Source organism: Vibrio sp. STUT-A11, assembly GCF_026000435.1.
GTDB lineage: Bacteria > Pseudomonadota > Gammaproteobacteria > Enterobacterales > Vibrionaceae > Vibrio.
On the sequence record NZ_AP026763.1, the window covers coordinates 2725674 to 2740021 of the forward strand.

At 45.4% G+C, this 14348-nt stretch carries 12 protein-coding genes; 4 read left to right on the forward strand and 8 right to left on the reverse strand.

All coding sequences use genetic code 11. The annotated features are described in order from the left end of the window. Positions 1–115 precede the first annotated feature (115 nt). Entirely contained in the window at positions 116–919 is an 804-nt protein-coding gene (gene suhB, locus OO774_RS12800; protein WP_264903032.1) for an inositol-1-monophosphatase, read from the forward strand. 176 nt (positions 920–1095) lie between these two features. Here the strand turns inward: suhB and secF are convergent, their stop codons facing one another. From secF to queA, 5 genes are all read right to left on the reverse strand, one after another. Then, positions 1096–2043 carry a protein translocase subunit SecF gene (secF, locus tag OO774_RS12805; RefSeq protein ID WP_264903033.1) on the reverse strand — a complete coding sequence of 316 codons (948 nt, stop codon included), beginning with the start codon at positions 2041–2043 and terminating at the stop codon, positions 1096–1098. Between the two features lie 14 nt (positions 2044–2057). Then, positions 2058–3914: a protein translocase subunit SecD gene (gene secD, locus OO774_RS12810; RefSeq protein WP_264903034.1), complete on the reverse strand. Its 1857-nt coding sequence runs from the start codon at positions 3912–3914 to the stop codon at positions 2058–2060. 21 nt (positions 3915–3935) lie between these two features. Then, positions 3936–4265, reverse strand: coding sequence for a preprotein translocase subunit YajC (gene yajC / locus OO774_RS12815; protein ID WP_264903035.1), 330 nt, complete (start codon positions 4263–4265; stop codon positions 3936–3938). 165 nt (positions 4266–4430) lie between these two features. Next, positions 4431–5564, reverse strand: a complete 1134-nt coding sequence (gene tgt, locus OO774_RS12820) for a tRNA guanosine(34) transglycosylase Tgt (RefSeq protein WP_020333638.1) — start codon at positions 5562–5564, stop codon at positions 4431–4433. A 146-nt stretch (positions 5565–5710) separates the two neighbouring features. Then, positions 5711–6763: a tRNA preQ1(34) S-adenosylmethionine ribosyltransferase-isomerase QueA gene (gene queA / locus OO774_RS12825; RefSeq protein ID WP_264903036.1), complete on the reverse strand. Its 1053-nt coding sequence runs from the start codon at positions 6761–6763 to the stop codon at positions 5711–5713. A gap of 513 nt (positions 6764–7276) precedes the next feature. Here queA and OO774_RS12830 point away from each other — a divergent pair. Further along, positions 7277–7735: a CBS domain-containing protein gene (locus OO774_RS12830; RefSeq protein ID WP_319553699.1), complete on the forward strand. Its 459-nt coding sequence runs from the start codon at positions 7277–7279 to the stop codon at positions 7733–7735. Positions 7736–7885: 150 nt separating this feature from the next. Here the strand turns inward: OO774_RS12830 and aceA are convergent, their stop codons facing one another. The 3 genes from aceA to OO774_RS12845 all read right to left on the reverse strand — a co-directional run bounded on the left by aceA (position 7886) and on the right by OO774_RS12845 (position 12470). After that, a complete protein-coding gene (aceA, locus tag OO774_RS12835) occupies positions 7886–9196 on the reverse strand; it encodes an isocitrate lyase (protein ID WP_264903038.1) in 1311 nt (436 codons plus the stop codon). 133 nt (positions 9197–9329) lie between these two features. Then, positions 9330–10958 (reverse strand): malate synthase A, encoded by a 1629-nt coding sequence (aceB, locus tag OO774_RS12840; protein WP_264903039.1) that lies wholly within the window; start codon positions 10956–10958, stop codon positions 9330–9332. 606 nt (positions 10959–11564) lie between these two features. Then, positions 11565–12470 carry a hydrogen peroxide-inducible genes activator gene (locus OO774_RS12845; RefSeq protein WP_264903040.1) on the reverse strand — a complete coding sequence of 302 codons (906 nt, stop codon included), beginning with the start codon at positions 12468–12470 and terminating at the stop codon, positions 11565–11567. Between the two features lie 199 nt (positions 12471–12669). Between OO774_RS12845 and OO774_RS12850 the strand changes: the two genes are divergently transcribed. Both OO774_RS12850 and OO774_RS12855 read left to right on the forward strand, forming a co-directional pair. Beyond that, complete coding sequence (locus OO774_RS12850; protein WP_264903041.1) at positions 12670–13275, forward strand: peroxiredoxin C; 606 nt, start codon at positions 12670–12672, stop codon at positions 13273–13275. Positions 13276–13545: 270 nt separating this feature from the next. After that, positions 13546–14289 (forward strand): copper homeostasis protein CutC, encoded by a 744-nt coding sequence (locus OO774_RS12855; RefSeq protein ID WP_264903042.1) that lies wholly within the window; start codon positions 13546–13548, stop codon positions 14287–14289. Positions 14290–14348: the final 59 nt, after the last annotated feature.

The window sequence follows — 14348 nt, forward strand, 5'->3', positions numbered from 1 at the left end:
CTGGTCTTGCCTTTCTATCATTAGAGCAAAAAATAACCACTTCCTTTTTTGTTTATCTTTGGTATACTCGCCGCCGCTTTTATATTCGTTCTTTAACATCCGTTGGGAAATTCGTATGCATCCAATGCTAAACATTGCTATTCGCGCTGCGCGAAAAGCAGGCAATCATATTGCTAAATCATTAGAAAACACAGATAAAGTAGAATCTACACTTAAAGGCACTAATGACTTTGTCACTAACGTAGACAAAGAAGCAGAATACATCATCATCGATACTATCAAGCAGTCTTACCCAGAGCACTGTATCGTTGCTGAAGAACAAGGTCTTATCGAAGGTAAAGATAAAGACGTACAATGGATCATCGACCCACTGGATGGCACTAATAACTTTGTAAAAGGTTACCCACACTTCGCTGTTTCTATTGCAGTTCGTATCAAAGGCAAAACTGAAGTTGCTTGTGTATACGATCCAATGCAAAACGAGCTATTCACGGCTCAACGTGGTGCTGGTGCACAGCTAAACAGCGCACGTATCCGTGTTACTCCTCTTAAAGACCTTCAAGGTACTGTTTTAGCGACTGGTTTCCCATTCAAGCAGAAGCAACACTCTGAGTCTTTCATCAAGATCGTTGGCTCTCTATTCACTGAGTGTTCTGATTTCCGTCGTAGCGGCTCTGCTGCACTTGACCTATGTTACGTGGCTGCTGGCCGTGTTGATGGTTACTTCGAGCTAGGTCTAAAACCTTGGGATATGGCTGCTGGTGAGCTGATTGCTCGTGAAGCTGGCGCAATCCTGACTGACTTTGCTGGCGGTACTGATTACATGAAGTCTGGCAACATCGTGGCTTCTAGCGCTCGTGGCGTGAAATCTATCCTTAAGCATATTCGCGAAAACGGTAACAGCGCGATCCTTAAGTAGTAGGTTTTGAAGTCATACTAGCCCGTCACCTGATGACTTTGAATAGCCCCGCTCTTTGAGCGGGGCTTTTTTGTATCTGAATATCACTATCTAAAAACTACCCGATAGCTTTTTATTTAGGCATAAAAAAACCGCTGATTGCTCAGCGGTTTTTAAACTTCGATTCTCAATCTGCCTTATGGCATCTCGTCGAATTCTGCCCCTTCTTTTTCTACTTGAGGTGGCATTAAGTGCTCTTTCTGGATACCCAGTTTTAGCGCTAGTGCTGATGCAACGTAGATAGAAGAGTAAGTACCTACCGTGATACCAAGTAGCAATGCGGTCGCGAAGCCGTGAATCATCGCACCACCCTGAGTAAACAGCGCAATGACGACGAACAAGGTAGTACCAGAAGTAATCAAAGTACGGCTCAACGTCTGTGTAATTGAAGCGTCCATGATATCTGCCGGCTCGCCTTTACGCATCTTGCGGAAGTTCTCACGGATCCGGTCAAATACAACGATGGTATCGTTAAGCGAGTAACCCACAACCGTCAGCAATGCAGCAACGATAGTCAGGTCCACTTCAATTTGCATGAATGAGAAGACGCCTAGCGTGATAATAACGTCGTGCGCCAATGCCATTACCGCACCTGCAGCCAAACGCCATTCAAATCGCATTGATACGTAGATAAGGATACAGATTAGCGACACGATAATCGCCAAACCACCCGCCTCTGTCAGCTCATCACCAACATTTGGACCCACAAACTCAATACGGCGCATCTCTACGCTTTCGCCTGTGCCATCTTTAATTGCACCAATGATTTGGTTACCCAGTGTTTCGCCAGATACATCATCACGAGGACGAAGACGAACCATCACCTCACGTGCACTACCAAAGTTCTGTACTGTAGCGTCACCAAAGCCTTTTGTGTCAAGAGCAGTACGAATTTCTTCAAGGTTAGCAGGTCTTTCGAAACCCACCTCGATCAGCGTACCACCCGTGAAGTCCAGCCCCCAGTTCAGCCATTTGGTTGACAAGGTGAAGATAGAAGCGGCAATCATAAAGATTGAGAATACAAATGCCACTTTCGACCAACGCATAAAGCCGATCGTCTTCTCTGCTTTTAGAATTTGAAACATATTAATTCCCAGCCTTAGATCGACAATTTATTAACGCGTTTGCCACCGTACAGAAGGTTCACGATACAACGTGTACCAATGATAGCGGTGAACATTGAAGTTAAGATACCGATAGATAGCGTTACTGCGAAACCTTTCACGGCACCTGTACCAACCGCAAATAAGATGATTGCAGTGATAAGTGTCGTAATATTTGCATCGGCAATGGTACTGAACGCGTTCGCGTAACCCTGGTGAATCGCTTGTTGCGGATTGCGGCCGTCTCGAAGCTCTTCCCGGATACGCTCAAATATCAGCACGTTTGCATCAACGGCCATACCAACGGTTAATACGATACCGGCGATACCCGGTAGCGTCATCGTCGCACCTGGGATCATCGACATCACGCCAATAATCAGTACCAAGTTCGCCATCAGTGCAATGTTGGCTATCAGACCGAAACCACGGTAGTAAACCAGAGTAAAGATCATTACTGCTACCATGCCCCAGATACATGCCTGAATACCCATATCGATGTTTTGCTGACCCATTGATGGACCAATGGTACGCTCTTCAACAATAGAGATAGGTGCGATAAGTGCACCAGCACGCAGTAGTAGCGCAAGGTTGTGCGCTTCTGCAGCAGAGTCGATACCAGTAATACGGAAGTTACGGCCAAGTGCAGACTGAATCGTCGCCTGGTTGATGACTTCTTCGTGCTTAGTCAGGATCACTTTGCCTTCAGGCGTCTTACGACCGCTGTCTTTGTACTCTGCAAATACGGTAGCCATCAGCTTACCGATGTTCTTTTTCGAGAACGCAGACATCTTGTTACCACCTTCGCTGTCTAGCGAGATGTTAACTTGAGGACGACCATATTCATCAACACTTGAGCTCGCATCTGTGATGCTTGAACCACCTAAGATAACGCGCTTTTTCAGTACAACAGGACGGCCATCGCGATCCTGTTTGATTTCGCTACCCGCTGGCGCACGACCATTCGCTGCCGCTGATAGATCCGCTTTATCATCAACTTCGCGGAATTCCAGTGTCGCAGTCGCACCCAGAATTTCTTTCGCTCGTGCCGTGTCCTGAACGCCAGGCAGCTCAACCACGATGCGGCTTGCACCTTGACGTTGAACCAATGGCTCAGCAACACCCAATTCGTTTACACGGTTACGTAGAATGGTAATGTTTTGCTCTACTGCGTAGTTGCGAATCTCTTGCAGACGTTGCTCAGTGAAGGTAGCAACCAATGCAAAACGACCATTAGAATCAGAATCGACAAAGTTCATGTCTGGGTGATTCTTTTCTAACGTACTTTTCGCTTCAGCCAGTTGCTCTTCATTACGAAGGAGAACTTCCACCGCTTCTTTACCAGAAGGACGGATAGCTCGGTAACGGATCTTGGCGTCACGAAGTTCGCTACGAAACGCTTCTTCTTGCTGACCAACCAGTTTTTCCATGGCCGCATCCATATCCACTTCCATCAAGAAGTGAACACCACCACGCAGGTCAAGACCCAGCTTAAGTGGAGACGCGCCAATGGCTTCTAGCCAGTCAGGCGTTGAAGGTGCAAGGTTAAGTGCAACAATTTTGTCATTGCCAAGCGCTTCGTTGATGACATCACGAGCACTAATCTGAGTATCAGTGTCGCTAAAACGGACAAGAATTGATCCATTCTCTAGAGCAATGGATTTATGAGAAAGTTGCTCTTTATCAAGAGCATTAGTGACAGTATCCAGCGTTGACATATCTACAGAGGCGCCACGCGCCCCTGTAACTTGAATAGCCGGATCTTCACCGTAGATATTTGGAAGTGCGTATAGTGCGGCTGCGATGATCGCAAAAAGCACCATTAAGTACTTCCATAATGGGTAACGGTTTAGCACAGCGAGGACCCTTTAGCTGTTTTATAGAGACTTAAGCGTACCTTTAGGCAGCACTGCAGTGATGAAGTCTTTTTTGATTACAACTTCATTGTTCGCATTAAGCTCGATTGAAATGAAATCATTGTCTTCAGCAATCTTAGTAATTTTACCTACTAGACCACCGCTAGTTAAAACTTCGTCACCTTTGCCCATTGAAGCCATTAGGTTCTTGTGCTCTTTTACACGCTTGCTTTGTGGGCGGTAAATCATGAAGTAAAAGATCACTGCGAACATGCCAAGCATGATTAGCATTTCAAAACCGCCGCCTGCTGGTGCGCCTTCTGCTGCTGCGTGAGCCTGAGAAATAAACATTGAAACATCCTCATTATATTTTATTGATAATCCAACAAGTTGGGCTTTCGCTGTTGAGATTCAAGTCTGAAAGTGATTAATAGAGATCACTCTCTCAAAAATAACGTGCGTTAGCCTACTTTATTAGCAAAAGCCTCTGGCGACATGCCAAAGGCTTTAATTCTTTTAAGCTTTGCTTAGTGGTGGCACTTCGCGGTCTCGACGAGCGTAAAACTCTTCTACGAACTCATCGAAACGATCTTCATCAATCGCCTTACGAATACTTTCCATCAAACGCTGGTAGTAACGTAGGTTATGGATCGTATTCAAACGCGCACCCAGAATTTCATTACAACGTTCTAAGTGGTGAAGGTACGATTTGCTGTAATTTTGACAAGTGTAACAGTCACAATGTGGATCTAGCGGTGTTGTATCCGTTTTATGTTTCGCATTACGGATCTTGATCACACCACCAGTCACAAATAGGTGACCATTACGTGCATTACGCGTTGGCATTACACAGTCAAACATGTCGATACCGCGGCGTACACCTTCTACCAAATCTTCTGGTTTGCCAACACCCATTAAGTAACGAGGTTTGTCTTCTGGCAACTGAGGGCAAGTATGCTCAAGGATACGGTGCATGTCTTCTTTAGGCTCACCGACGGCAAGACCACCAACCGCATACCCATCAAAACCGATTTCTGTTAAGCCTTTAACTGACACATCGCGCAAGTCTTCGTAAACACCACCCTGAACAATACCGAACAGGTTATTCGGGTTTTCTAGCTTATCGAAGTGGTCGCGTGAACGTTGAGCCCAACGCAATGACATTTCCATCGATTTTTTCGCTTCGTCGTGTGTCGCTGGATACGGCGTACACTCATCGAAGATCATCACGATATCAGAACCCAGGTCTTTTTGGATTTCCATCGACTTTTCTGCGTCCATGAAAATTTTGTCACCGTTTACCGGGTTACGGAAATGCACCCCTTGTTCAGTAATGGTACGCATTTTACCCAGGCTGAATACCTGGAAACCGCCTGAATCGGTAAGAATAGGACCATGCCAGTTCATGAAGTCATGCAGATCACCGTGCATTTTCATCACTTCTTGACCAGGACGTAGCCATAGGTGGAATGTGTTACCTAGCAGGATTTCTGCGCCTGTACCTTTTACTTCTTCAGGTGTCATACCTTTAACGGTACCGTATGTACCTACTGGCATAAACGCTGGAGTCTGCACAGTGCCACGTTCGAAAGTCAATTGACCACGACGTGCCGTGCCGTTTTTCTTCTTAAGATCGAATTTTAATTTCACGATGCCTCCGGATGTCAGAGAAACAGTCTGACGATATTTTCGGGGTAATCCCCATTAAGGAGCGGTCGCCTTTCCTTGCGAGAGATAAAGCAGATATTCCGCTTTATTTCCTAGCCTACTGCTAGCACTCGTAAAGCTATTTTTAACTATGCCGTTTTCTTTTTGATGAACATTGAGTCGCCGTATGAGAAAAAACGGTATTTATTTTCTACCGCATGCTTATAAGCATTCATGGTGTTGTCATAGCCTGCAAACGCACTCACCAACATGATCAAGGTTGATTCTGGCAAGTGGAAATTAGTGATCAGGCAGTCCACCAGTTGGTATTCGTAACCAGGGTAGATAAAAATCTCGGTATCACCAAAGAATGGAACCAGTTCCGTACCTTTCTTCACAGCATCTTGAGCCGCGCTTTCTAGCGAGCGAACTGACGTCGTACCTACAGCAATGATGCGGCCACCACGAGCCTTTGTTGCATGAATAGCATCCACCACTTCTTGCGGTACTTCTACATACTCAGCATGCATGTGGTGATCATTGATATTGTCGACTTTTACTGGCTGGAATGTGCCCGCGCCAACGTGCAGAGTCACATACGCAAACTCAGCGCCTTTTGCTTTGATTTTTTCTAGTAGAACATCATCAAAGTGAAGACCAGCTGTCGGAGCCGCGACTGCACCCGGCTTTTGGTTGTATACCGTTTGATAGCGCTCTTTATCAGCGTCTTCATCTGGGCGATCGATGTATGGTGGAAGCGGCATGTGGCCAATTTCTTCCAGAATCTCCAGAACTGTCTTATCAGAGTTAAATTTCAGTTCAAAAAGTGCGTCATGTCGAGCGACCATTTCAGCGGCGTATTCATCATTCTCGCCGACAATAATGGTTGTGCCTGGTTTTGGTGATTTTGAACAGCGAACATGCGCCAAGATGCTCTTCTCATCCAACATACGTTCCACCAGAATCTCTAGCTTACCGCCAGATTCTTTGCGGCCAAACATACGTGCAGGAATAACGCGGGTATTATTGAAAACCACTAGGTCACCCGGTTGAACTTGCTCCAACACATCGGTAAATGTGCCATCAGCAATCTCACCAGTGTTACCGTCCATTTGCAGTAGTCGGCTGGCAGTACGCTCTGGCTGTGGGTAGCGAGCGATAAGTTCATCTGGAAGGTCGAAATGGAAATCTGATACTTGCATGTTACTTGTCTTATATATTGGTCAAATCACGTCAAAGACGACGATAAAATTGCGACGAGTTTTTCGCAGCAGACTAGTATATGGTTAGATGCTGCAATAGCAAGTGAATCCCCAGAATATCGCTGTAAAAGCTGCCTTAAAGAGTGTAATAAACAGTGAAATTAGAAGGTATTCCGGCAATAAAAAAGCAGCGTTCATCGCTGCTTTTTTACGTTAGCTTTATTAACGAGCCTTTTGTATCTGTTGTCTGCGCCAAGCTAGCAGCCCCAACAAGGATAAGACGCCAAAGTTGAGACTACCACCGCCGTCACTCGAGTCTCTGAAGTTACAATTATTAGTCGCACAGAAACCAGCCAATAAAAGTGATAAAATTATAGATAATTCGTCCATTACTTAGCCCAAATATGATGTTGTTTCATCGTTCTATTTAATTGATAAAAAACGGGGTGGCTCTCAGATATACAGCAAAATATTCTCTATATTTAAGTAAGGACAATGCTGCTGGAGGTTTCTATGATCAAGGTTGAAGACATGATGACTCGCCACCCTCATACCCTGTCGAAAGCGCATACCCTGCGTGACGCAAAAGAGATGATGGAAGCGCTTGATATTCGACACATTCCGGTTGTTGATGCCAATACACATTTACAAGGTTTGGTAACTCAACGCGATATTCTTGCGGCTCAAGAATCTAGTTTACACCCGGATCAGGCTGAACAATCTTTTACCCTCGATACCTGTCTCGAAAAAATGATGCATACCAACATTATGACAGCAGAACCGCGAGCTGGATTGAAAGAAAGTGCCATCTATATGCAAAAGCATAAAGTTGGCTGTTTACCTGTGGTCAATAAAGGACGATTAGTCGGCATTATCACAGACAGTGACTTTGTGACCATTGCGATTAACTTGCTTGAGCTACAAGAGGAAGTTGAACCGGAAGAGATCGAGCCAGACGAAGAAACACAGTAACAATCGCGTGATGTCTGAGTTAATCAGAGTTTGAGAATCGAGCCTTCTACAGAAAGAAAAAAGAGCGGCAATAATGCCGCTCAATATGCCACTACTGGCGTCGTTTTGGGAAATCGAAATTTTGCCTAACTAAGAAATTTGCCTAGCCAATTAGAATTGGTCTTCTTCAGTCGAACCCGTTAGTGCCGTAACCGATGAGTTACCACCTTGGATCGTATTGGTCATTCTGTCGAAGTAACCTGTACCAACTTCTTGCTGGTGCGCTACGAATGTGTAACCTTTTTCTGCCGCTTGGAACTCTGGGCGCTGTACTTTCTCAACGTAGTGACGCATACCTTCACCTTGAGCATAAGCGTGTGCCAGTTCAAACATGTTGAACCACATGTTGTGGATACCCGCTAGAGTAATGAACTGGTACTTGTAGCCCATGTTTGCAAGCTCTTGCTGGAATTTAGCAATGGTTTCTGCATCTAGGTTTTTCTCCCAGTTGAACGATGGAGAACAGTTGTATGCTAGTAGCTGATCTGGGTACTCAGCGTGAATCGCTTCTGCAAACTTACGCGCTTCTTCCAGACAAGGTGTTGCTGTTTCACACCAGATCAAATCTGCGTATGGTGCGTAAGCCAGACCGCGAGAGATTGCTTGGTCGATACCAGCACGTACACGGTAGAAACCTTCAGCAGTACGCTCGCCTTCGATAAAGTCTTTATCGTATGGGTCGCAATCCGACGTTAGCAAGTCTGCTGCGTTCGCATCAGTACGTGCGATAACAAGCGTTGTTGTGCCCGCGACGTCGGCGGCCAGACGAGCTGCAACCAGTTTTTGTACCGCTTCTTGAGTCGGAACCAGTACTTTACCGCCCATATGACCACACTTCTTAACTGAAGCTAGCTGGTCTTCGAAGTGAACGCCCGCAGCACCCGCTTCAATCATAGACTTCATCAGCTCGTAAGCGTTTAGTACGCCACCAAAGCCTGCTTCCGCATCCGCCACGATAGGTAGGAAGTAGTCGATACCACCTTCATCCTCTGGAGACTTGCCACCTGCCCACTGGATTTGGTCAGCACGACGGAAAGAGTTATTGATACGCTTAACAACAGAAGGGACAGAGTCTACTGGGTATAGCGATTGGTCTGGGTACATTGTTGATGCCGTGTTGTTATCTGCAGCAACCTGCCAACCAGAAAGGTAAATCGCTTCGATACCCGCTTTCGCTTGTTGTACCGCCTGGCCGCCAGTTAGCGCACCCAGACAGTTAACGTAACCTTTTTTCGCGCTACCGTTGACCAGTGACCACAATTTGTCTGCACCACGCTGTGCAATTGTGTTTGCAGGCACCATAGAGCCACGAAGTTCAACGACTTCTTCAGCAGTGTAAGTACGTTTCACGTTATTCCAGCGTGGATTGGTTGCCCAGTCTTTTTCTAGAGCTTCAATTTGTTGGCGGCGAGTTAATGTCATTGGTCTATCCCTCTTTATAATTTGCACTTTTTGTATGCGCGTTGAGTTCTCGTTCTCAGGCAGTACATCCCTCTCTGCCTTCAAAGCTTTTCACGTTATTGGTTATGTGTTTGTTTTCTGTATATTGGTATTCTTAATCCAGATAATCGTAACCTGGAATGGTTAAGAAGTTCGTTAGCTCATCACTGGTTGTCAGCTTCGCCATCAATTGCGCAGCTTCCTCAAAGCGACCTGCTTGATAACGCTCTTCTCCGATTTCTTGTTTCACGACTTCTACTTCTTGTTTCAAGTAGGATTCAAACAGTTCTTTTGTCACTTTTTGACCGTTATCCAGCGATTTACCATGTTGAATCCATTGCCAGATTGAAGCGCGAGAAATCTCTGCGGTAGCGGCATCTTCCATCAGGCCGTAGATTGGCACACAACCATTGCCAGAAATCCAGGCTTCGATGTACTGCAGCGCAACACGGATGTTATGACGCATGCCTTGTTCTGTACGCTCGCCTTCACAAGGCTCAAGCAACTCAGCAGCAGTGATAGGTGCATCTTCAGAGCGGCTGACTTCCAGCTGATTTGAACGCTCACCAAGGATATTGCTGAATACTTCCATGGCAGTATCTGCCAGACCTGGGTGGGCAACCCATGTGCCGTCATGACCATTGTTCGCTTCTAAAGACTTATCATTATGAATCTTGTCCAGAACCTTCTGATTCTCTTCTTGGTCTTTTGCAGGGATGAAGGCTGCCATGCCCCCCATCGCAAAAGCTCCACGCTTATGACAAGTACGTACCAGTAGTCGTGAGTAAGCATTTAGGAATGGCTTATCCATAGTCACAACCTGACGGTCTGGTAATACGCGATCTGGGTGGTTCTTTAATGTCTTGATGTAGCTAAAGATGTAATCCCAGCGACCACAGTTCAGACCGACGATATGCTCTTTAAGTGAGAAAAGAATCTCATCCATTTCGAATACAGCAGGTAGTGTCTCGATAAGCACAGTCGCTTTGATCGTGCCCGTATCAAGACCAAAGTATTCTTCTGTGAAATGGAACACTTCACTCCACCACTTCGCTTCGTGATGAGATTGCAGCTTAGGAATGTAGAAATAAGGGCCGCTGCCTTTTTGCAGTAGCGCTTTGTAGTTGTTGTAGAAGTACAAAGCGAAATCAAATAGTGCGCCTGGAATGATCTGACCGTGCCACGTAACGTGTTTTTCTTTTAAATGAAGGCCGCGTACACGGCAGATCAACACCGCTGGGTCGTCTGCCAGCTCATAATGCTTACCGTTGCCAGGGTTGGTGTAACTGATGGTGCCATTCACGGCATCACGCAGGTTCACCTGACCATCCAATACCTTGGTCCAGGCTGGAGACATCGAGTCTTCGAAATCTGCCATAAACACCTTTACGTTCGCATTCAGCGCGTTAATCACCATTTTACGATCCGTTGGACCTGTAATTTCCACTCGGCGATCTTGCAGATCTTGTGGAATCCCTAGGATCTTCCAGCTTCCTTCACGGATGTCCTGTGTTTCTGGCAAAAAGTCAGGTAGTTCGCCGGCATCGATGCGTGCTTGTTTTTCTTCTCGAGCTTGCAGCAGTTGTTCTACACGTCCGGCATATTTTTCACAAAGCAGTGATAAGAAGGTTTGGGCCTCTGAAGGGAAAATTGCCTGATGTTCCGGAGCAAGTGCACCAGTAACCTCAAGCATGCCTTGGGTCTGCTTCGTTGGTTGTGTTTTTTGTTCTGTCTGAGCAAGCATAATCATTCATCCTTAACGTGCTTTATCAATCTTGGGCAGTCAGCGAAAAGCTACATTTGTAAGTTACGAACAACAAACTACATCCTGAATATTTGTGTTCATCTCTTGAGGCCGTGTCTAGAGATTGCGTAAAAAAGAGTGCGTTTGCAATCTAGACATAAGTCTTACCGGCCGTTAAATAAGCTATATCAACAAAGGGGTTAGAGGAACCCCCAAGGTAAACAAAAGTTGAAATTCGAAGTTTTATTCGGCGCGGATCAAACGGTTGATTTTTGATGGTGTTTTGTAAGTTATTACGTAATTAAATTACATGGTTTTTTTGATACAAATGTCATTTCAAACAGGTGTATGAATAGTTTGGTAGGGAGGAGATCCTTGTATTCACAAGGGAGGGCGCTAAGAATTCAAACAAAGATTAAACACTATGCATAAGTAGATGTGTAAAATTAACATTGTAAAATTTCACTATTTTATGAAATCTTCATCAAAGAAAAGCTGTAAAATTTTACAAGTCAAAGTTTACGAACAGAATAAAATGCTAAAAAGCACACCATTTACAGTGTGCTTTTAGAAGAGTAACAGGGTGGATTAGGCTAATACTAATAGCTAAAGCAGTTCAGAAACGACATCAGCCAATTGATTGAAGGTGTTAGTACGTGACGAACTGGGACGCCAAACCAAACCAATTTCTCGATAGGCTTGCTGACCTGGTGGATCGATGACCACTAAGTTTTGGTTATGTAGCAGCCCGTGCTCAATGGCCATCTGAGGAATAAAAGTCGTCCCCAGACCATTAGCCACCATTTGTACTAAGGTATGCAGACTTGTCGCCGTGAATGGATTGATTTTTTCTTTGTCCGTTAATTTACACGCAGAGACCGCATGTTCCGTAAGACAGTGTTCTTTCTCTAGAAGAAATACCGACTCATCTGGCAGATCCGCATAACAAATAGGTACCGGTACTGATGACGCTTGGCTTGCACTGATCACCATTCGGAATGGGTCTTTTCCTACCACTCGGCTTTCCATTCCCTCAATTTCTACTGGTAACGCCAATATCAATACATCCAGTTCTCCATGTCTGAGAGCCTGTAATAAATTGTGTGTTGTGTCTTCTCGCAGCAGCATGTTGAGTTGTGGAAAACGATAGTTCACTTCCTGAACCAGATCACTCAGCAAAAAAGGAGCAATAGTGGGAATACAGCCGACTTTCAGCTGTCCCTGCATCTCATCACCTTGGCACATTCGCCCCAGCTCAACTAAATCCTGCCCTTTCGCCAGCAGTTCACGGCCGCGCTTCACTACCATTTCACCGGTTTGAGTGAACACTAATGGGCTTTTTTTATCTTTCTTTTCATATAAAGGACAGCCAATCAAATCTTCTAGATTCTGAATGCCTTTGCTCAGGGTTGACTGACTGACAAAACAACGTACTGCTGCATCGCTAAAATGCCGTGTTTCGTGTAGTGTCACCAGGTAATATAACTGCTTTAAACTAGGCCACTTATTCATAATTCTATTATTAATCACCGCTACAGAAGTGATCGAGTTAAGAGTTTTGTGATTATCGCTTTTTTCGATTAACTCAATCTATTTAATTCGCTTTTTTCAATACTACAATCTGTACTATAGTTTGTCTCGATTTAATACGGACCGAGACGGTATAACTCTATGCGTCTTGGAACTAACTATACTTTTTAGGAGCAAAAAAATGGTACTAGTAGGTCGTCAAGCCCCTGATTTTACTGCTGCAGCTGTTCTTGGTAACGGTGAAATCGTTGATAACTTCAACTTTGCAGAATTCACTAAAGGTAAGAAAGCCGTTGTGTTCTTCTACCCACTAGATTTCACTTTCGTTTGCCCATCTGAGCTAATCGCATTCGACAACCGTCTAGCTGACTTCCAAGCTAAAGGCGTTGAAGTAATCGGCGTTTCTATCGACTCTCAGTTCTCTCACAACGCATGGCGTAACACTGCTATCGCTGATGGCGGTATCGGTCAAGTTAAATACCCACTAGTTGCTGACGTTAAGCACGAAATCTGTAAAGCTTACGACGTTGAGCACCCAGAAGCAGGCGTTGCTTTCCGTGGCTCTTTCCTAATTGACGAAGAAGGCACTGTACGTCACCAAGTAGTTAACGACCTACCTCTAGGCCGTAACATCGACGAAATGCTACGTATGGTTGACGCACTTAACTTCCACCAGAAGCACGGCGAAGTATGTCCTGCACAGTGGGAAGAAGGTAAAGCAGGTATGGACGCATCTCCACAAGGTGTTGCAGCATTCCTATCTGAGAACGCAGCTGACCTAGCGTAATAAACTAGACCTCACCCAAGCTCAACGGGTGAATTGGTTGGATGTATATATAAAGCAAAAGCTATAGCGGAGTAACCGCAAGCGCCAATCAGTCTAAGTAAAGTCTTATTAAAGCCCAGGGCATCGCTCTGGGCTTTCTTTTTCATTGTCAGACCACAAATGAGGTAATGCCCTGGGGCTAACTTTACCTCCATTTCCCAAAGCCTCTATACAGATTCTCACTGTTGTCCTTGTTACTATTTATTGAAAAGTTACATTTGGGACAACCACATGATCACTCAATTAGAAGTCTGCATCGACAACATTGAATCTCTTCAGCATGCCATTTCTGGCGGTGCGACACGTATTGAACTCTGCTCTTCACTGGCTTTAGGCGGACTAACCCCGAGTTACGGTTTTATGCAGCAAGCAGCAAAACTTTCTACTGTTCCCGTCTACGCAATGATTCGTCCTCGCCAGGGAGACTTCCTTTATAACCAACAAGAAATCGAACTGATGCGTTGGGACATCGAAGCCGCACACCAAGCTGGCTTGACCGGTGTGGTTTTCGGTGTACTGACTCTAGATGGTGAGATTCATAGAGCGTATGCGACAGCGCTGTGTGAGCTTGCACAGGCGCTTGGATTAGGGGTCACTTTCCACCGAGCTTTTGATCAGTGCCGCAACGCTGAGCAAGCTTTAGAAGATGTCATAAGCTTGGGGTGTGAGCGTCTACTGACATCCGGCTTGGCACCATCAGCGTCTATCGGCAGCGATGTGATCAAATCACTAGTAAAACAAGCCAATGGGCGTATTAATATCATGGCGGGCGCTGGCATTAATGCGGATAACGTACGCGCTTTAGTAAAAAGGACTCTCGTACAAGAAGTGCACCTTTCAGGCAAGAGCACACGCCCAAGTGAGATGGTCTTTATCGCGAATCAGAGCAAAATGGGCGCATCTGATGTCGATGACTTTACGATTCCTGTTACCAGTACAGCCGCCATTGCCAGCGTGGTCTCAGCTCTCAAATAAAAGCTTAGATACTCCGCCACCTACAATTGAATGCTAACATATTGATAATCAAGGATTGA

What these genes read in the sequence shown, in the direction of transcription:
- suhB (WP_264903032.1), top strand. Translation starts at nt 116, where the DNA reads ATGCATCCAATGCTAAACATTGCTATTCGCGCTGCGCGAAAAGCAGGC.
- secF (WP_264903033.1), bottom strand. Translation starts at nt 2,043, where the DNA reads ATGTTTCAAATTCTAAAAGCAGAGAAGACGATCGGCTTTATGCGTTGG.
- yajC (WP_264903035.1), bottom strand. Translation starts at nt 4,265, where the DNA reads ATGTTTATTTCTCAGGCTCACGCAGCAGCAGAAGGCGCACCAGCAGGC.
- queA (WP_264903036.1), bottom strand. Translation starts at nt 6,763, where the DNA reads ATGCAAGTATCAGATTTCCATTTCGACCTTCCAGATGAACTTATCGCT.
- OO774_RS12830 (WP_319553699.1), top strand. Translation starts at nt 7,277, where the DNA reads ATGATCAAGGTTGAAGACATGATGACTCGCCACCCTCATACCCTGTCG.
- aceA (WP_264903038.1), bottom strand. Translation starts at nt 9,196, where the DNA reads ATGACATTAACTCGCCGCCAACAAATTGAAGCTCTAGAAAAAGACTGG.
- aceB (WP_264903039.1), bottom strand. Translation starts at nt 10,958, where the DNA reads ATGCTTGCTCAGACAGAACAAAAAACACAACCAACGAAGCAGACCCAA.
- OO774_RS12845 (WP_264903040.1), bottom strand. Translation starts at nt 12,470, where the DNA reads ATGAATAAGTGGCCTAGTTTAAAGCAGTTATATTACCTGGTGACACTA.
- OO774_RS12850 (WP_264903041.1), top strand. Translation starts at nt 12,670, where the DNA reads ATGGTACTAGTAGGTCGTCAAGCCCCTGATTTTACTGCTGCAGCTGTT.
- OO774_RS12855 (WP_264903042.1), top strand. Translation starts at nt 13,546, where the DNA reads ATGATCACTCAATTAGAAGTCTGCATCGACAACATTGAATCTCTTCAG.